This is a genomic window from Psychrobacter sp. BF1 (assembly GCF_019279065.1).
Classification (GTDB): domain Bacteria; phylum Pseudomonadota; class Gammaproteobacteria; order Pseudomonadales; family Moraxellaceae; genus Psychrobacter; species Psychrobacter urativorans.
In genome coordinates this window covers 512,480-532,356 of sequence record NZ_JAGYWV010000001.1, presented here as the reverse complement: position 1 = coordinate 532,356, position 19,877 = coordinate 512,480, and the positions used below count along the sequence as shown (strand labels likewise).

The window sequence follows — 19,877 nt, the reverse complement described above, 5'->3', positions numbered from 1 at the left end:
GGGTATTAAGGAATAGGACGGTTATCAGTAAGGGCTATCCAACCACGTATAATACGATACAAGTGCCAAATAAAAGCGATGCCAATGATAAATAATCCTAGGCCTGCTATAAAAAATGATCCAAAAGCCATGTTATTGCTTTCAGCCAACATACCAACGCCTAGCACCCCAAAGGCTGATAACACCATGACACTACCAATAATAAACCAGAAGATGCTGTACCAAAAAGTCTTGATCTGCCAATCAAAATGTGTGGCAAGCCAAGTATTATCAGCATCATGGCGCTTAATATAGTTCATTACTATAGGTACAATCCACAATAGACCAGCTGTAAAGTAGCTCAGTATGTACAGTAGATAAGTAATATGATTATAACCAACCAACGAGCGTTGTTGGCTATCAGTCAGATTAGAGCCGGGTTGTTGCGACAAGTCATGGGTGGGTTGCGATCTTATAAAAGAATCATTATAGGCTGGGGTGTGCTCAGCATTGAGCTCAACGTTAGTATCCGGTCGACGATCAAGATGAGGATCAGAATTATTGTTCATAGCGAACATCCCTAGTAAAGTTTCATAGTAAGTTTCAATAGCAAGGTTTAATAGTCAGCGGCAATCACTAATTAGTTTTACCCTTGAGGGCTTTTTATAACTAATAGCTTTTTATTATTATCTACAAGGACCAATTGTGGTTGTATGACAATTTAGTTGTATTGCGATTGATGTTGCTACTTTCAAGATCAGCACTAAAAAGAGACTGTCGCTTGCACCTGAATCTGTTTGCTGGCCAGATCTTGCTGCATAGTTAATTGGTTGAACTGTAATCCTTGTTGCTCAAGCTTAGCTAACGCTGCACTCACTAGCGCTTGACTGTCATTAGTGAAACTTAATTGCACTTTGTCGCCCGCCGCTACTACTTGTGCATTATCGATCCCCGAATCATTTAATAAAGTATTAACTCTACTAGCGGGTGGCTGAGCACTGCTATCATTTTGGCTGTCGAGCGCTGCTAGTGCCGTACTGTCTATATTCGCAGCTTGCGAGCGCAACCAAAAATAATCTGTGACTTGTTGTTGATAGTCCTCTTTACTGGCTTTAGCGGCTTGATGAACCGTATAGCCGCCATAACCGCCAACAAATAAGATCAAAAACACCATTAAAATACTCAAGGCCAGCTGATCACGGCTTGATAGCGCTTGCCAGCGTGACCATAGCAGATCCTGCTGAAGACTTAAACGTGTTGACCAATTGCTTGCCACTGGCATACTCCTTTTAGTGCGACGCAGTAAAACACTCATCACCTAGCCTAGTGAATGATAGTAAAGACTATTAACACTTTTTCAAATAGTTATTTATAAATCATAAATCTTAGCCAATGCCCTTTTAATAGTCATAACTTTTACTCTAGGGGGCAGCTCTTGCCTAGCGCTTTTAACAACGGCTAGTTTGAGGCCCCCATCAAGAGGCAGTAGCATTGCCTGCTGTGGCTGGAGTAGCTAGAGACTCATTGGCTGAGTTATCCACTATATTGACAGTAATTTGACCACTAAATTGTCCCTGCTCATTGCTACTGATCCGCTCTAAATTAGCATTTAATCCTTGTTCATTCAAAGTAGCGGCGAACTGATCTAAGCTATTACGATCGGGCGCTAGCAAGGTAAAACTCAAAGCTGTCGGCTGTATACTCAGAGATTGCGCCTGTAATGATGATTGCTTGATAAGGGGCGATATCCGTGCCAAAGCCGCCATAGAGGAAGACGCTTGCGTATCAGTGCGTAATTTCGGGCGCAGCTGAGTTTCAAGTTTAGTACGTGGATTTAGACGCTCTTGAGGAAACCAAGCTTGATACTGGGTGCCAATCGTTTGCTGAGTAGCGGTAGCGGCCGCATCATAGCGATACCACTGTACACCATCAGTGGCGATTTGTAGTACTAGCGCTGATAAAGCCACCATAAGCGCTACTCGTAAATACGGTGAAAGTTTAGCATCTGACGATTTAGTAAAAAAATTAAGGGTATGACGTTGAGGGTGCTCGACAGGTTTAGGCTTGGCTGCTAGTGGGGTTAACAATAGCTGCTGTTCAGCAATAAGCTGGGCGGTCTCAGCTGACACATTGGAATTATCGTTGCCCATAGTAGACAGCGCTAACGGCAAGTCGGTGTTCACTAGTTCAGTTGGGCTATCACTATCAATGATCGGCATAGCGCTGTTAGGATCAACTGAGCTTGCAACAGAGTGGTTAGTAGCGTTATTAGTAGCGTTATTACCTGCCTCGCTGTCAGGCTCAATAGCCGACAGAGTACAAACTTCGCTTAAATGCGCTAATCGATCAAATATTAATGGCAAATAGCTAACGGCTACGCCTTGATAGTCAGCTTGTCGCAATAAAGTGGTAAAGCGGTCTTGATAAAGCACTACTTGCTGTCCGGCACCCTCTTCTGGCGTCGGCAATAATAAAAAGTCTGGTAATAAGGCACCAATAGATAAGTCGGCAAGAGTGGCGCTTTGTTGCCAAGCTTCAATGTCGTGCTGAGCCAAGGCATAAAGATAAGACAGATTAGCTTGAGTGGTCTGCCGTAATACTAACTGCTCTATCGGCGTTAACGAAGTTTCTTCAAACAAGTACTGTTTGCCAGTATTGCCCAACTGCTTAAGCTGCGTGGGGTTTAACGCCGTATCGACTTGTAGCATATGGCTAGTAGGAAAATATAAGCACAAGGTCTTGCTGCTATTGGTCTTATAACCGTTATAACCAACGTAATCCTGCAGTTGCTGCCAGCCCTCAAGCGTTTGCCATTGACTAGTTACCTCATGCCAAACAGCAAGCGGACTGTGCTGCGCTCTTAACCATACGTGTAACACCAAGCGCATCCTTAAATCAATTTATCAAAACATCCGGTGTAGGGTACGCTATGCGCATCGAATTTTGTCTATAAATCTGTCATAAACAACGTCTTTATAATCTTAACCCTATCAACGCACTTTATCAATCAAAGCCACTTATTATCATTAGCTATGACTTATTATTGCTAGTTATGACTGATTAAGGCGGCTCAAGGTTGCATAGGAACGAATCGATCACTCTCTGTGGCCATGCCAGTCATAACAAACTCCATCTCGAAGATTCGTGCCTCTGCCAAAGAGAAACTCTCTGGACTATCGCCGGTCAGCAAGCTGGCGATATAAGCCACAATAGACATATGGCAGACTACTACTAAGCACTCAGCGTCAATAGTAGCCAGTGCCGCCAAAGCAGTATGCGCATCATCAGCGGGAGTAATATTGTTCTGGATTTTTACTGGCACATCGATAGCGCGTGACTGTAACTGCGCCAACGTTTGCTGGGCTCTAGTGTAAGGACTGACCACTAGATAATCTGGCGTATAGTTGGCGGTAATATACTCAGCTGTTTGTGCCGCTTGTTGCTGACCAAAATCAGTCAATTGGCGCGCACTATCAGGACGAGTTTCATCCTCTGCTTGACCATGACGCATCAATATAATCTTCATAACTTTCCTTCTATATCACTTGCCAACATTTAACACTTTAGCATTTACGGCTATTTATCATCAGCATCATCGTCATTATTATCTTGTGCAGCTGCTTGCATTTGTGCGCTAAGCGCAGCATTGCTGTGATCATGCGCCATGACGAACTCTACGTCACTACGAAAGCCTGCTTCCATGAGGTGTAAAGCCACCCCTAAGGCTGCTTTGTCTTCATAAATAACCGCATATAAAGCATGAGTAATAGGCATATAAATACCTTGCTTACTGGCCTTTTCATGCACTTGCTGAATAGTATTGACCCCTTCAGCAGTTTGGCCCAGTTTTTTGACCGCAGCATCAATATTCATACCACGACCAAGCATATTACCTATTCGATAATTACGGCTCAACTCAGAGCTACAAGTAGCGTATAGATCGCCAACACCGGACAGTCCTAAAAAAGTCAACGGATTAGCGCCTTCCTCTACCCCAAAGCGACTCATTTCTGCCAGTGCTCGAGTCAATAACATCGCTTTAGTATTCTCACCGACATCGTAAGCGGCAGCCATGCCCATAGCAATAGCATAGATATTTTTGAGCGCGCCGCCTAGTTCCACACCCCGTATATCATCACTAGCAAACACCCGAAAAAAAGCACTGTGTAAAGCGGCTTGTACCGCATGACGTAGGGGTTCTGAATGACTAGCAATGACAGTCGCTGAAGGCATATTCTTCATGATTTCAATAGCCAAGTTCGGCCCTGACATTACCCCAAAGTTCACTTCTGGTAACTCTTCTTTGATGATATCACTCATCATCGCAAAGGTATCTTTTTCCATACCTTTAGTCAGCGATACGATCGATTGACCAGTAATATACGGGGCGATATTCTTTAGCGTCTCGCGAAAGGCTGAACTTGGCACCGCAAGGAATATAATGTCTTTGTCTTTGACGGCAGCGGCTAAGTCATGATTAAACTTGAGGCGGTCATCTAACTTAAATCCAGGGAGATACTTTTTATTCATGCGCAGCTTAGCCATAGATTTTACGATGCGCTTATCTCTTACCCAAAGCGTAGTGTCACAGCCATTGCGCGCGGCTAAGTTTGCCATAGCCGTACCAAAACTACCGCCACCCAAAAACGCTAAACGTAATTGTGTTGGGCTCTTATGGATTTCTGCCATGTTTTTGGCTACTGCTGCTTCTACTTTGCTTGGGACCAGCTTTTTGCGCCCTCGCCCTGACTTCGTAGCACGCTCAATAATGCTAGCCAGCAAGCCACCTTGTTTTTCAGTACTGCCACTAGTGTTATCGTCACTAACATCAGTATCGGTATCGATACTATTAATCTCATTAGCATTAGCATCTTGGCTAGCCGTTAGTTGTTTGGAGGTATTTTTTTTACTAGAGCTTGTCATATCCCATTATCCGATCATCTGATGTTATTTATGCAGCTTATAGAATTGCCATACAAAGGTATAGCTTTATATTAACGCTTTAATCTGAACTTGCAAAAGATAAACTGCCAACCAAGCCTAAGATTCAAAACGTAGTAAAGGCTCTATATCGATAGGCTTGCGCAAATGTTTATCGACAGGACTAGTACCAGTGTAGACAAAAGCGGTGACATAATCGTCGGCACCAACGCCAAAGTAAGCCTTTACCGCAGGCTCATTGCACAATAACCCAGTACGCCATACCGTACTAAATCCTTGCGACTTTAACGCTAAGATTAAGTTCTGTACTGCCGAACCAGCGCTAAGCATTTGCTCGAAGGCTGGCACTTTTTTGTGTTCGTGCATATGGGTGACGACCGTAATAATCATTGGTGCTCGTAGTGGTAAGTTAGCGGTTTTATGCAATGTTTTCTCAGATAACTCTTCACCATCTATGGCCGCTTTATGTTGCGCAGCAGTGACTAAGGCGCGACCCAGCTCAAGGCGAGCATCCCCTTCTGTAACGATAAACCGCCATGGGCGTAGTTTTTTATGGTCAGGAGCAGTGGCAGCGCAGCCTACAGCAGCTCGAATTTGCTGGTGAGTCGGTGCAGGAGTATCTAAGTTACCAATACTGCGTCTAGAATTAATCCATTCAATAAGGTCAATATCATTCCCTTGGTTTTCACCTACATCCTGATTGGTTACTTCAATTTTATTTGACTTATCTTTACTATTTTCAATGTCATCAATATTTTTGATTTCAACTATGCTCATTATTTATCCTTAGCTTTAATTTTTAATTAGTCATTATTATTTGTTGATAGTTATTCTGTCTTAATTAAACAATAAAGCCATACAAAAATTGCTAGTTTTTGTATGGCTTTTGCTGACTATCCTTACCTATTACGGTAACAATAGCTCGATGCTTTGTTCGCTTAAGCGACATCATCAAGACGATGCTTCATTTTTAGATAGTCCTCTGACTGCATCTCAAGCAAGCGCGAGCGCGTACGTTCAATCTCAAAAGCCAGTTTTTCTCCTTGATATAAGTCAAGAATAGACTGCTCGGCTCGAATCAATAGCTTTACTCGCCGATCATAAAACTCATCCACCATATAAATAAACCGGCGGGTAGGATCACGTAAGTCGTCGGTCAAGGCCGGTACCGCATTGACTAGCACGGTACTATAACGATTGGCAATCTCAATAAAATCTGCCGCTGAACGTGGTTGCATACACAGATGACGAAAATCACAAAACAGAATAGTTTCAGTACGGGCATTTATTTTGATCTCCCGTCCATTGACCTCGATAGGCTCACTACTAATCTTAATATTAGCCGATAGACTAGCAAAACGGTTGGCCAACCAGTTATGGTTTTCTCGCGTCATCGGTGATTTATATAACTCAGCTTGCTGTAGCACTCGTAACCGATAGTCTATACCCGCATCGATATTCATCACGGTGGTATTAGTTTCAACCTCAGCAATCGCCGGCATAAAGCGATCACGATGTAAGCCATCTTTATACAATCCTGATGGCTCGATGTTTGATGTGGCTACTAAGGTTACGCCGCGATTAAATAACATGGTAAATAAATCGCCCAAGATCATAGCATCAGAGACGTTGGAGACAAAAAACTCATCGAAGCAGATCACTACCGCTTCTTTATAGATGATATCAGCCACTTTTTCTAATGGATCCGCTTCCCCATGAATCAGATTAAGCTCTTTATGCACACGTTGCATAAAGTGGTGGAAGTGCTGACGCATTTTGCGATCGATAAGCAAGGAATCATAGAACATATCCATCATCCAAGTTTTACCACGTCCTACACCACCCCACATATACAAGCCTTTTGGCGCAGCAGGTTTAGCTTTTAAAAAGCTAAAAAAGCTTTTCTTTTGCCCAGCACTTTCATTGAGCTGATTATACAAATCATCGAGATAACTCATAGCAAGGTACTGCTGCTCGTCTTTAGTAAATCCATCTTTTTCAATGGCTTGCTCGTAACGCTGCAATGGAGATAGACTCATAATGCGACTCATCATTAGACAAAATAAATAACAAAATAATGTGTTGATACCAATAGCCGCTACTAACTTATGACTTTTACACTGAGTGTTGCACTGAGTATAGTCACGGCTACTTTATCAGAATGATCTGGGCCGGTTTTGAGCCTCAGATAGTAATAATACTATTTATACACCCATTCTTTAGGTTAACACGGCTTAAGCTTAGCACCCAAACTTATACTAGGCTGCTATAAATACATACTCATCAAAGCTAATATTTTAACTAGTAGTAACTAATTACTACTATGCTCAGCTAGCAACTTTTTCAGCTCCGACAAACGACCGTGAAAAAAGTGCCCCGCTCCGTCTACTACACTAACGGCTATCCCTAAATGTTCCGCAAAGGCTTGCATATTAACAGGGTCAATCACCTCATCAGCACTGCCATAAATCTCAAAAGTTTTATCAATAGGCAAGCTGATATCATCACTAGCGTTTTTCTCTATTGAAGGAGAGATCAGCGCCACGTTGGCTATTTCAAAGTCGCTTAGACCCCAAACGTGTGCCGACATCAACACCTGCTCAGCGACTCGCGCCGTCACGTAACCACCAAAAGAAAAGCCACCTAACCATAATCTACGGGCATTGGTTTGTCCTGCCAGCCATTGTAGCACGGTCATAGCATCCAGCACTTCGCCATCTGCATAATCATGCTCGCCAGTAGATTGACCCACACCGCGAAAGTTAAAGCGCACCACATGCATGCCACTATCACGAGCAAAGCGGTACATAGTCGTCACTACTTTATTATTCATCGTGCCTTCAAATAAAGGGTTCGGATGACATAATAAAGCCACAGTGTCAGTGCTAGCATCATTAGGATTGTCGTTTTGCCAGAGCGCATCGACTTCTAACACGCCAGCAGGAGAAGGAATTAAGAGCATAGGTATGACTACGGGTTAGGAATATAGGGTCAATTATCCTAGAAATAGTTTATATTTCAAGTCATTTACTATTTATATTGTTGATAATTAGGATGTAAAAAACATAAACACCCAGTGCTGCTATTAATTTACTGATACTGCTACGCTTCAGTCATCGTGCCAATGGTTAAAGCAACGCTTTGACCAGATTGCTTAAGCATAGGCAACACAAGCGTAACACCGAACACAATTGCCCTCTAGACCTTAAGGACACAAATCGGCTACATTCATCTTGTTTTTCGTATAACTTTATCTCATTTTGTGCCATCTATAGGATATGACCCATGAATACTTATTCCAATAAAGCTATCAGTAGTAAAAAAGCTACTAAAACCTTAGCACTAACGTCAAGCCTAGCCGCCGCATTGCTATTGAGCGCCTGTCAAAGTACGCCTTCATCACCAGTAATCCAACGGGCTAATTCTACTTTTGAGACCACAGGAATGGGGGTTACTAAAGTCAAAGCGCAACAAAATGCTATCGATAGCGCCGGCAAGACTTGTCGCAGTAAACAAGTCGTCATCGTTGAAGATAAAGTTAAATATAACGGTATCTTAGATGAGCGTGCTGGACGATTGCTTGGACAAGTTGGCTCTGTTGTTGGTTCAGTATTAGGTAAAGCCTCACCGGATCTATCACGTAATGATGACTACGAATACACTATCAATTTCCGCTGCCAATAAGCGACTAGTAACTCTATAAAACAACTGGCCAATAACTCTATTTTACAATAGGTTTATTGGCTTTTTTATGAATAGTCTTTTTGTCAGCCTACTTTTACGCTAAGCTATTACTCTAAAGCCTTAACGCTAATGTCTATCTGGTCTAATATTATGCGCAAACCCAAACTTATATCGCTTGATAGTATCACTCGTAACAAAGTAATAGTACCCGCTAAAGACTTGGCCACTTTAGAAGCTGAGCTTGCTGAGCAGGAACATAGTCTAGAAAACAGCCTTGAAGATACCGTGCTGCGCCTCAGCGACTATTTAGCAGCGGTAGAGATGGTGATTAAACAAACCTTTGAACATCGGGTATGGGTCAAAGCGGAGATTCGCAATCTATCGACTAAAGGCGGTCACTACTATTTTGAGCTAGCAGAAAAAGACGATGACGGTAAAGTAGTCGCTAGCTGTCGTGGTAATCTATGGCGCTTTAAGGCGACGCGCGTTTTAGCGAAGTTTGAACGAGCAACGGGTATGCCTCTCAATCGCGACTTGACTGTACTGCTAAAAGTCTCGGCCAGTTTTCATGCGCAATATGGCTTCGCTCTTACTATTGAGGATATCGATCCCAGTTACACTCTCGGTGATTTGGCACGCCAGTATGCACAAATGGTCGATCGCTTAACTGGTGAGGGACTGATGACTCTCAATAAGCAGCTGCCAAAACCTTTTGATATTGAGCACGTGATCGTTATCGCCCCCGAAAAGGCGGCTGGACTTGGCGACTTTCAAGCTGATGCTGATCGACTCGCCAGCACTGGGGCTTGTCATTTTCATTATCATAATGCTACGTTCCAAGGTAATAACGCCCCTGCCGAGATACGCCAAGCGATCGTCAGTGCCCAGCAACAATTCTATACTAGCTACCAGCGCTTACCTGATTTATTAGTTATCATTCGTGGCGGTGGCGCCGTCGGTGATTTGGCTTATCTTAATGATTATGAGCTGGCGGCTATAGTTGCCGAGCAGCCAGTGCCAGTATGGGTAGGTATTGGTCATGAGCGTGACAAAGTCATCTTAGATGAAGTGGCGCACAGCAGCTTTGATACCCCCTCAAAAGTCATAGCGGCTATTAGTGCTCATCTAGCGAATCTAGTCAGCCAAACTTTGCATTATAAAGCGCAAATCAAGCAAGCAGCACAACGTCAGCTCAAGAGCGCTGAACAACAAGCCATACGTCAACTGAGTCAGCTACAATCGCAAACCGTGGGTCAGCTAACCGCACTACAAAAAGACAGTGACTATGCTTGGCGTAGTATTCAACAGAGTGCGCAGCGCCAAGTCAAACAAGCCGAACGCTTAAGCGCTGAGTGGCGAAACCAAATACAAACGGCCGCTTATCAACAGCTGACGACTGCTCACCTTGATAGCAGTGATTATAAAAAAACTATTATCCAAACAGCTCAGCAGCAGACTCTACAAGCACAACGCCATAGCGCCCATTTACTTGATATTGTGCTGTTACATCGACCTGCACGTGTCCTCAAGCAAGGCTACGCTATGCTCACTAGCCAATCAGGGCAGCAGACCCTAACCAGCAGTGCGCAGCTACATGCGGAGCAGACTATCAACATTATTATAAAAGACGGTAAAGCAACGGCGCGTATCTTAGCAATAGAAACCACTATTAACTATTAACTAAATATTAGGATCTGTTATGACTACTGAAATCGCTAAACCCGCTACTCGCAAACGTAAAAAAGCCGCCCCAAAGACCTTTAAGGCGGCTTATGATATTCTAAAAACTAATGCTGCCGAACTGCAGCAACAAGAAGAACCCGATATCGATAACTTGATGACTACTGTTGAAGAGTCTATCGCTGCTTATAGAGTCTGTGAGACCCGTATCAATGCTGTACAGCAAGCATTAAATGCCGCATTTGCTGAAGAACAAACTATTACTAGCACTGATGATTAGCAATGAATTAAATAGTCTATAGGCGGCGGTATTTTGAATTGCAGAGTGTGAACCACTCACTTACTTCAATTCATCGACCTCAAATACTTGACGTAAATAGGCTAGATAAGTATCGTTATTGATCATCGTTTTGCCTGGACTATCAGACAGTTTAGCGACCGGCTGACCATTACATTCAACTAGCTTTAGCACTATATTTAGGGGCGTTAGGCCCACATCATTAGTCAAGTTGGTACCAATACCAAAGCTGGTCTTGATCTGCTCCTTAAAGTATTGATGCAGCTGCCAAGCCTTATCAAAATCTAAGCCATCGCTAAAAGTTAAGATTTTAGTCTTTGGATCTATTTTTAGTTTTTTATAATGAGCAACGGCTTTATCACCCCAGATATAAGGGTCGCCACTATCATGGCGTAAGCCATCGAATAGCTTGGCAAAATACAAATCAAAATCACGTAAGAAGGCATCCATGCCCACCACATCGGTCAGTGCGATCCCTAGATCACCACGATACTCATGAACCCAAGCTTCAAGAGCAGCCTTTTGTGAGTCGCGCAGGCGCACATCTAGAGCCTGAAATGCCTGCATAAATTCATGCGCCATCGTGCCTATCGGTGTCATCTCTAAATTCTTAGCGAGTAGTACATTAGAGGTGCCACTGACGATACTTGGCTCAGCTAGATGCAAAGTCTCAACCACATGCGCTTGCCACTGCTTACTAAAGCGGCGGCGAGTACCGAAATCTGCCACTATAAAGGGAGGTGCATCTACCTTTGGATTAGCGGCCTGCTGCTTAGCATAATGATGTAATAGCGCAACTTTAGCCTCTAATCTTCGCTGTCCTTCCTCAATAACCCTAGGATCTGATAGAGCATTGAAATATAGCTCATTGACGATAGCCAATACAAAAACTTCAAAGAACATCGCTTGAATCATCGGTCCTTCAATATCGATGAACAGCCGACCTTTACTATCAGTGCTGACGGTAATAAATCGGCGTTTTAATTTGAATAATTCTAAATAATCGACAAAATCTGAGCGCATAAAGCGCAAGCTACGCAAGTAATCCAACTCATCTGGCAAAAAACGTAATTCACATAAACTATCCAATTGCTGTTCAAGCGCTTCTTTGATAGTCGCTAATGGATAAGCAGCATCACTATTATTACGGCAACGGAACTTATAGACGCCGTGAGTTTGCGGGAACTGATGCAGCATCGCTTGCAACATAGTAAATTTATATAAATCATTATCGAGCAATGAGGTGATGATAGGGGCATAAGTAATAGGGGTAGAAGTGATGCTCATGCAATAACCTTAAATAAATATAAAACTGTACAAAGAGACGATAACAATATTATCTTACGAGTAAATCATAACCATAAGCAATATAGAATTGCATAGGGGCTAATCTTAACTGCCGCTGCATTATCAATAAATCAATAAAGTGCTTAGTATAACTAAGTTTGGTATTGTTTGTGATATTCGCGCCCCATAACAGCAAAAAGCCTACGTTTGATAACAGCTTTTAATACCCTTCAATAGCCTTTAATAATGACAATTAGCATGTTTTTAATGAGGCCACTAACAAAGATAACTCATAAAAAAAGACGCTAAGCTTATCCTTAACGTCTTTTTTTAGATTAAATGATGCTTATGTATAACAGTACTAATAGACAATATTAACTACTGTTACTACTTCACTAATTTGACTAGTGGGCCGTAACCTGACTGGGGCATAACGGCTACTGGAATAAACTGTAAGGCCCCGCCGTTAATACAATAACGCAAGCCGCCACGGTCTTTTGGTCCATCAGGGAATACATGGCCTAGATGGGAATCAGCGACTCGTGAGCGGATTTCTGTACGCACCATATTATAAGCCATATCATCATGCTGAGTGATCACTTGCATATCGATAGGTTTAGTAAAGCTTGGCCAGCCACATTGAGAGTTGTACTTATCTGTTGACAAGAATAACGGCTCACCGCTGACTACATCAACATAAATCCCTGGTGCAAATAGATTGTCATATTCATGACTAAAGGCACGCTCTGTTCCGGCATCTTGGGTAATATTATACTGCTCTTTCGTCAGCGCATTCTTATCAAAGCCAGCATAACGCTTAGCTGCCAAGGTCTCTGCTACGGTGTTAACCGGAGCAAGCTTAGTAGTGGCCGTACCGGCAGGCTTATCATCAGCCAAGCTTAAATCGACATGGCAATAGCCATTAGGATTTTTGGCCAAGTAATCTTGATGATACATCTCAGCCAAGTAAAAGTTATCTAACGACTCATGCTCAACTACTATTTTTTGCTCATATTTATCTTGTAGCTTGGCAACCGCTGCGTCTACTACGGCTTTATCCTTACTATCAGTATAGTATATACCTGAGCGATATTGGACGCCACGATCGTTGCCTTGCTTGTTAAGGCTAGTAGGATCAATCACTCGGAAGTAGTACTTTAAGATAGTATCAAGATCGGTTTTATCCGCATCATAAGTGACTTTTACCGCCTCAGTATGCCCTGAACCACGAATAACTTGCTCGTAACTTGGGTTCGGCTGCTTGTCATCGCCATTAGCATAGCCTGAGACTGCATCAACAACCCCTTCAACACGCTCCATATAGGCTTCAACGCCCCAGAAGCAACCGCCAGCCAAGTAGATTGAGCGAGTGTTAATCGCCTTGCCTTTATCATTGTAATAAACACCATCTTTTTGCTTAATAGTTTCAATCTTACTATTGTTGTCTAGCGCTTGCGTTGCCACAGGTTTAGCGTTACCCGCTTTTAGTTCAGCGAAATCATTACCTGCATTCTGAGCTAAGGCATAAGCTTGTTCAGCAGTCATATTGCCTTTTACTAAATGTACTAGATTGCCTTTTTTATCCAATATAGCCCAACTCGGATACACTTGTACGCCAAGCTTAGTGATTAGCCCACCAGAAGCATCGACTAATACTGGTAATTTTGGATAATCACCTTGCACGCCAGCATACCACTTTTCAAATTCACCAGAGGCTTTTTCATTAAGCTGGCCGGGACTAGCGACAGTCACTACATTTAGGTTAGCGAACTTTGGATCAGTGCGCCACTGTTCAGTCTCAGCAAGCGTGCCTAAACATAGTGGACACCAACTGGCCCAAAATTTTACTAATGTAGGCTTATTTGGATCTATAACTGCTGCGCCATTCTTACCTAGGCCTTTAGTCAGCTGCGGTAAAGCTTGTATTTGCTTTAGCATATCTGACGGCAACATATCGCGTGAGTTAGTTACGCCGCTGTTTTGATTATTGATTTTTTTGCTAGTGCTAGTGCCATTTTCAGCATTGCTCATCTGACCGCATGCTATCAATAATCCCGCACTTAATACACTAGTCACCCCAAAGGCGCTAACGTTCTTTAACCAACCTGATGGCTTTGAGCTTGTCGCTGAGCCATTATCATGGTCTCTGGGAGTATTATTATTGAGCATAAGAGGTCCTGTTTACGAGAGATAGTATACTGTCTATTTTATTATATTCATTGATAATCAAACTTACTCAAAGGCGCTGTCTATACAGCGATATTGGCTATGTGACGACATTAGTTAATAAGAGCCAGTTAATAGAGGCCATACTACTGATAAATACAGGCTTAAAATAATAGTTGCAAATGCCGCTAATCAATACTAAGTCTATCTTAGGAAAAATTAAAGCAAGCTACCATAAAAAGCCGACTATAACGAAATAATTGCTGAGCTAATAATAAATAGGCTCAGAGCTAGACTTTAGAGTGATGGAGAGTGGCGAGATACGTTTGAACTTCAGTAACTTTAGACTAATAATAAAGTTATTATAGAGTAATTACAATTAGATTTTATTAACAATAACTATTTATTATTTAGATAATGTTAATAATTAGTAAGATAATGATACTGTTGTTTACACAGCTGTTAGACAAGAAATAAATAGGGAATAAAACAGTCACTTTAATAACTAAATAGCTATTAAAGCGGCTTGTTTATTACCTATTAACTAGCAGCCCTTATAGTCAGTATTAGGCTCGACTGCTATTAGTCTATTGACCATTAGCAGAGGTCATTGCGGTCAGAATCAGCACTCTAGCTAGTAAAGTGCAGGATTATAGGAACAGACAGGTTTAGCCCTGCTAATGCTTAGCACGCATAAACTGCGCCACATAATCATCAGCTGGATGCTGACGTAGCTCTTCAGGAGTACCCGTCTGTACCAACCGCCCTCCATTTAAGATACTAATACGCTGCCCCACTTTAATGGCCTCATCAATATCATGAGTAATAAAGACGATAGTTTTATTAAGACGTGCTTGTAGCTCAAGCAATTGATCTTGCAGCTGATTGCGAATCAGAGGATCAAGTGCAGAGAATGCCTCGTCCATGAGCAATATAGGAGTATCAGTAGCTAAAGCTCGGGCCAGCCCAACCCGTTGCTGCATTCCACCCGATAATTCATCAGGATAGCTGCTTTCTAAGTTAGGTAAGCCGACTTCATTAAGCCAATGCTTAGCAGTTTCATGGCGCTCACTGACGCTCATCTTACGTACTCGCAGTCCATAAGCGACGTTTTGTAGCACCGTCATATGCGGCATCAAACCAAAATGCTGAAATACCATACTGATAGTTTGCTGACGATACTGCTGTAGCTCTTTATCATTGAGCTGCAAAATATTGATAGTTGACTCTGCAGTGTGCAGCGTCTCTGTCTTTATCGAGGCTAATGGTGTTGTACTATTAATAGCCGTATCCACCCATATTTTGCCACTAGTAGGATCGATCAGGCGATTAATATGACGTATAAGTGTCGATTTCCCCGAACCTGACAAGCCCATAATACAATGCAATTCGCCAGCTTTTATGGTCAGATTGATATCATAAAGACCTACTGAATAGCCAGTCTGAGCTTTGACTGCTACGCTATCCATGCCTTCAGCCAATAGTGCCAACGCTGACTGTGCTTGACTATCCGTGGCATTATAGATTTTGCTGATGTTCTCTAGTTGGATATGATTCATTATTATTCTCTTTTAAGCAAACCTTTAAGACAGTAGTGTCGGCACCCAAATTTTAGCTATTACCCTGTAGTAGCCGAGCGCTTAGCCAATATGATGACGACCAGCTGCGATGGTTTTTTGCCTTGCACGGCGACCTTGACCGAACGCTTGGGTAATGCGGTCAATAATAATGGCCACGATCACAATAGCGGTACCAGCTTGTAGACCCTGACCAATATTGAGGGTTTGAATCGATTGTAATACATCTTCGCCTAAACCTGGCGCACCAATCATAGAGGCCAATACTACCATGGCCAATGACATCATGACTGCTTGGTTGACACCAGCCATAATACTTGGCAAAGCTTGCGGCAACTTAATCCAAATTAACAACTGCCAATGGGTGCTACCAAACGAGCGTCCCGCTTCAACCATCTCATGATTAACTTGCGTGATACCCAAAGTGGTCAAGCGAATCAGTGGCGGCAGAGCATAAATAATAGTGGCGAATAACGCTGGGACTTTACCAATACCGAACAGCATAAGCACCGGTATTAGATATACGAAGCTGGGCATAGTCTGCATCACATCTAGTATTGGGGTGACTATTTTGCGCAGTAGATTACTGCTCGCCATAGCGATACCAATAGGGACGCCGATCACCACCGTCACTAATACCGATACGATCAATAGAGCAAAAGTAGCAATCAAAGCTGCCCATAAACCGAACGAGCCAATCAAAAACAACCCCGCGCCACAAGCAAGCGCAAACCATATTTTACGCACCCCAAACCAAGCCAATATCGTCACTGCCAAGATAATTAGCCAAGGCGGAATCACAGTTAATAAGCGCTCAATAGGTAATAATAGATAAGTTAATGCCAAATGACTGATACTGCGAAAAACATCGCCATAGTTTTTGACCACTGCGGACAAGGAGCGGTTTAGCGGACCTTCAAGCGACCAGGAAGGAAAAGTGGATGACCATCCTAATAAGGTATTAGGAGCAGGTGAATTAACCGAACGGGTGCTGCTGGTATTATTAGAGCCGTCCTCGCTAAGACTAATGCCCAATTCGCCCGCAAGCTTGTTAGCGGCAGTTTCAGACAGCCAAGCTTGCCAGACATTAGGATTATCACGTAAAAACTCAAGCGCCTGCTCATCCCCACTACGCTTGTTCTCGCTCATTGCTAAGATAGCACCGTTGAGCTGATCAGCAGTGAACTGTACTTTTTCATAGACCGCGGACAACTCTGGATTGGCGCTAATAAAAGGCGCAGAGACAGCAATCGCTAATGGGGATACTGGCGCACCAGTGACACAATCAGAGCTACCATCGGCCAGTAACAAGTCTTGCCAGCAGGCATCATCATGAGCGGGAAACTCTATCTGAGCGAAGTCATATTTAGCGATTAAGCCTGTAGGCTGCCAGTAGTAGAACAATAACGGCTTACGCTGCTCAAAAGCCGAAGCAATCTCTGCATCCAAAGCGGCACCAGTACCAGGATGAACATTATTAAAAATGCTGTCTAGGCCCGTATTCTTCAGCAGACGAGTGTTAAAAATCTCACAAGCCCAGCCAGAGGGACAATTCATAAAGCGTGATTTACTAGGGTCTTCGGGGTCTTTAAATAGGTCTTTATATTTAGGCAAGTCTTGATAACGGCGTAGACCTGGATTGTCATCCATCACATACTGCGGCACATACCAGCCTTGAGTAGCACCGCCTTTGAGCGTATCGCCAATGACCATCACTTTATTATCAGCAATAGCTTTTTCCATAATAGGAGAACGCCCTACCCACTGCTCACCAATGATTTGAATATCATTTTGAGATAAGGCTGTCTCTAACGCTGGCCCGGCTCCAGGTACTTCTTCGATCTGACAACCATAACCACTCTCAGTTATATACTTGAGCACGCCAGTAGTAAACTGACCACTCTCCCAAGTCAAAGCACCAAATTTTATAGGAGTGCTACACGCTGCTGCTGATGCGGTTAGTGGTATTAGTAATGAGCTTAATAATAATAAGCTTAGCGCAATCCATTGACGCATAAATTATCCTATTTATTGATATTCCGGTGGTCAGCGTTAGTAGGCTATAGCTGTTGAACCATAACAAATAAAGCTTAATAAAAATAATAACTGCTCGCAGCACTTATAGAAGCGCCCTAATAAAAGCAGCCTAAACATAAAGATAAAAATTAATATTCACTTTAGTTACTATCGTAGCTCTTACTCAGGATTCTAGCTGCTTATGCTGTTGATAACCAACCTTTATTTGGTAACCAACTGGCTACCGATGTTATTAGCACCGACTTGCTTGCTAAAAAGCTCATCAAAAATTATAAAGATTCATTACAAGTGGTTAAAAAAATATCAAAAAAAGCGCCTATGGTAATAAGCGCTTTTACAGTTAGCAAAATAAGGGTTATGCAATATCAGCTATTTCAAGAGACCATTACTTTACACGGTTACTTTAGAAATATACCCATAGCTCTTTTAAACAATCCCTCATAAGGCGGTAAGAACAGATTCAGACCGTTTATTTTAGCTTGCACAAACACTGGCTTCATATGACTTAAACGTTCAAAGCCAGCCTTGCCATGATAAGAGCCCATGCCTGAATGACCAACCCCACCAAAGGGTAAGTCGTGTTGCGCCACATGGATAATCACTTCATTGATGCAGACGCCTCCTGATACGGTATGTGTCCGTAATTTTTCAATGCTGCGATCATCATTACCAAAGATATATAACGCCAAAGGACGTAGACGAGCATTAACAAACTCAATCGCCTCATCTAGGGTCTCATAATGCATTAAAGGTAATACTGGTGCAAAGATTTCATTCTGCATCACTTTGCTATCAGCTGCCGGCTCGGTGATAATCAGTGGTGGCATTAATCGACTTTCATTATTAGCATCAACATCGGTAATCTTGTGCACTTGATCGGTAGGTAAGCCTGCTACATACCCTTGTACTCGGTTAAACTGCTCTTTATTAATGATATAACTATAATCTTGGTTATTGGCGATATTTGGATAGTGCTGTTGCATCCAAGCAGTGGCCAATTCAATAAAGCGCTGATGATACTTACGATGAATCAACACATAATCAGGGGCTATACAAGTTTGGCCGGCATTGATGGTCTTGCCCATCATCACTCGATTAACTGCTGACTCTAGATTGACGTCATCTAAGACAATCACTGGTGACTTACCACCCAACTCTAGGGTGACTGGTGTCAAGTTTGGTGCAGCGGCCGCCATTATTTTTTTGCCAACTTCTGTAGAGCCGGTGTAGAGTAAATGGTCAAAAGGCAGCTTACTAAAGGCTTCGGCAATATCGACCTCCCCTAATACGACACTTACCATATCTGAGGAGAAATAATGAGCCACTGCTTTAGCAAAAGCTTCGGCAAATTTAGGAGCGGCTTCACTCATCTTCACCATTATTCGATTACCAGCAGTCAAAGCATCGATCATCGGCCCAATCGCCAAATATAGTGGATAGTTCCAAGGCACTATAATACCGACAACCCCTAAAGGCTGAGGTTGAATCTCATTGTGAGCGGGCAAATATAAAGCTGAGATAGAAGCTCGGCGCGTTTTCATCCACGATTTGCCATTCTTTTTGGCATGACTGATACCGGTAAAGCTCGGAAATAGTTCAGCGAACTGGGTTTCAGAAGTACTGCGATAACCAAAATCAGCGCTAATAGCTTGCGCCAAACTGTCTTGATTATCGCTTAGTAGCGCCTCTAAGTTATCCAGCTGATCGAGGCGAGTGCTCCACTCCACTATAGGCTGGCTACGACTCAATTTTTGTAGATGTAAAAACTGCTTTTGCAACTCATCTATGCTGGCTATAATGCTTGGGTTATGTTTAGTCGCCGCTTGGCTGCTGGTATTTGAGCTATTGGTAGCTTGGTCATTGAGCGGTTGCTCGTCAGTGCTTTGGGTATTATCAATCATTAGTAATCCTTGTGGTCATAAACTATAGAGCCAATATATTATGGGGTTAGTCATTCATTAAGAAGGGCAGTAAAAGATGCTCAACTCATGACAAATGTTATTGGGATGCCGTTTAATGTAGCCTATTGATTAGCCAATGAAAAGCCTATTTAGGATACTGATAGGTTTGGCATAAGTTACAAATGCTACAGGCTCGCTCGCTGCAACGTCATGATTAGCTAATAGACCCTCGACTTATTCTATAGTCAGTCCTAAGTAAAACAAATACAATGACCTACTACTAGGATTAAAAACTGCTAAACTAAAGGCTCAATGATTACTCCTTAT

The 19,877-nt window shown here is 42.7% G+C and carries 16 protein-coding genes; 3 read left to right on the top strand and 13 right to left on the bottom strand.

Features of this window, described 5'->3' with window-relative positions; translation table 11 throughout:
* Positions 1-5: 5 nt before the first annotated feature.
* From KZA12_RS02135 to KZA12_RS02100, 8 genes are all read right to left on the bottom strand, one after another.
* Positions 6-548, bottom strand: a complete 543-nt coding sequence (locus KZA12_RS02135) for a hypothetical protein (RefSeq protein ID WP_256932781.1) — start codon at positions 546-548, stop codon at positions 6-8.
* Positions 549-742: 194 nt separating this feature from the next.
* Complete coding sequence (gspM, locus tag KZA12_RS02130; protein ID WP_218689031.1) at positions 743-1,294, bottom strand: type II secretion system protein GspM; 552 nt, start codon at positions 1,292-1,294, stop codon at positions 743-745.
* Positions 1,295-1,454: 160 nt separating this feature from the next.
* Positions 1,455-2,858 carry a type II secretion system protein GspL gene (gene gspL, locus KZA12_RS02125; protein ID WP_218689030.1) on the bottom strand — a complete coding sequence of 468 codons (1,404 nt, stop codon included), beginning with the start codon at positions 2,856-2,858 and terminating at the stop codon, positions 1,455-1,457.
* Between the two features lie 191 nt (positions 2,859-3,049).
* Positions 3,050-3,505, bottom strand: a complete 456-nt coding sequence (gene sixA, locus KZA12_RS02120; RefSeq protein WP_201622198.1) for a phosphohistidine phosphatase SixA — start codon at positions 3,503-3,505, stop codon at positions 3,050-3,052.
* A 50-nt stretch (positions 3,506-3,555) separates the two neighbouring features.
* Positions 3,556-4,902 carry an NAD(P)H-dependent glycerol-3-phosphate dehydrogenase gene (locus tag KZA12_RS02115; RefSeq protein WP_218689029.1) on the bottom strand — a complete coding sequence of 449 codons (1,347 nt, stop codon included), beginning with the start codon at positions 4,900-4,902 and terminating at the stop codon, positions 3,556-3,558.
* Between the two features lie 117 nt (positions 4,903-5,019).
* The gene (locus KZA12_RS02110; RefSeq protein WP_218689028.1) at positions 5,020-5,697 is read right to left on the bottom strand and encodes a nitroreductase family protein; all 678 of its coding nucleotides are present in this window, start codon (positions 5,695-5,697) and stop codon (positions 5,020-5,022) included.
* A 161-nt stretch (positions 5,698-5,858) separates the two neighbouring features.
* Positions 5,859-6,959: a cell division protein ZapE gene (gene zapE, locus KZA12_RS02105; RefSeq protein WP_201622201.1), complete on the bottom strand. Its 1,101-nt coding sequence runs from the start codon at positions 6,957-6,959 to the stop codon at positions 5,859-5,861.
* Between the two features lie 272 nt (positions 6,960-7,231).
* Positions 7,232-7,882, bottom strand: a complete 651-nt coding sequence (locus KZA12_RS02100; RefSeq protein ID WP_218689027.1) for an alpha/beta hydrolase — start codon at positions 7,880-7,882, stop codon at positions 7,232-7,234.
* A gap of 323 nt (positions 7,883-8,205) precedes the next feature.
* On the opposite strand from KZA12_RS02100, the gene KZA12_RS02095 reads away from it, so the two are divergent.
* The 3 genes from KZA12_RS02095 (at position 8,206) to xseB (ending at position 10,564) form a co-directional block, all read left to right on the top strand.
* Positions 8,206-8,604 (top strand): hypothetical protein, encoded by a 399-nt coding sequence (locus KZA12_RS02095; RefSeq protein ID WP_201622203.1) that lies wholly within the window; start codon positions 8,206-8,208, stop codon positions 8,602-8,604.
* 150 nt (positions 8,605-8,754) lie between these two features.
* The gene (gene xseA, locus KZA12_RS02090; RefSeq protein WP_218689026.1) at positions 8,755-10,284 is read left to right on the top strand and encodes an exodeoxyribonuclease VII large subunit; all 1,530 of its coding nucleotides are present in this window, start codon (positions 8,755-8,757) and stop codon (positions 10,282-10,284) included.
* A gap of 19 nt (positions 10,285-10,303) precedes the next feature.
* On the top strand, positions 10,304-10,564 hold the full coding sequence (gene xseB / locus KZA12_RS02085; RefSeq protein WP_218689025.1) for an exodeoxyribonuclease VII small subunit: 261 nt from the start codon (positions 10,304-10,306) through the stop codon (positions 10,562-10,564).
* A gap of 60 nt (positions 10,565-10,624) precedes the next feature.
* Here the strand turns inward: xseB and pncB are convergent, their stop codons facing one another.
* From pncB to KZA12_RS02060, 5 genes are all read right to left on the bottom strand, one after another.
* Positions 10,625-11,869, bottom strand: coding sequence for a nicotinate phosphoribosyltransferase (gene pncB / locus KZA12_RS02080; RefSeq protein ID WP_218689024.1), 1,245 nt, complete (start codon positions 11,867-11,869; stop codon positions 10,625-10,627).
* A gap of 387 nt (positions 11,870-12,256) precedes the next feature.
* Positions 12,257-14,038 (bottom strand): bifunctional peptide-methionine (S)-S-oxide reductase MsrA/peptide-methionine (R)-S-oxide reductase MsrB, encoded by a 1,782-nt coding sequence (gene msrAB, locus KZA12_RS02075; protein WP_218689023.1) that lies wholly within the window; start codon positions 14,036-14,038, stop codon positions 12,257-12,259.
* 674 nt (positions 14,039-14,712) lie between these two features.
* Positions 14,713-15,594: an ATP-binding cassette domain-containing protein gene (locus tag KZA12_RS02070; protein WP_218689022.1), complete on the bottom strand. Its 882-nt coding sequence runs from the start codon at positions 15,592-15,594 to the stop codon at positions 14,713-14,715.
* A gap of 81 nt (positions 15,595-15,675) precedes the next feature.
* A complete protein-coding gene (locus KZA12_RS02065) occupies positions 15,676-17,628 on the bottom strand; it encodes a glycine betaine ABC transporter substrate-binding protein (RefSeq protein WP_218689021.1) in 1,953 nt (650 codons plus the stop codon).
* A gap of 419 nt (positions 17,629-18,047) precedes the next feature.
* Positions 18,048-19,550, bottom strand: coding sequence for a coniferyl aldehyde dehydrogenase (locus KZA12_RS02060; protein ID WP_218689020.1), 1,503 nt, complete (start codon positions 19,548-19,550; stop codon positions 18,048-18,050).
* Positions 19,551-19,877 lie beyond the last annotated feature (327 nt).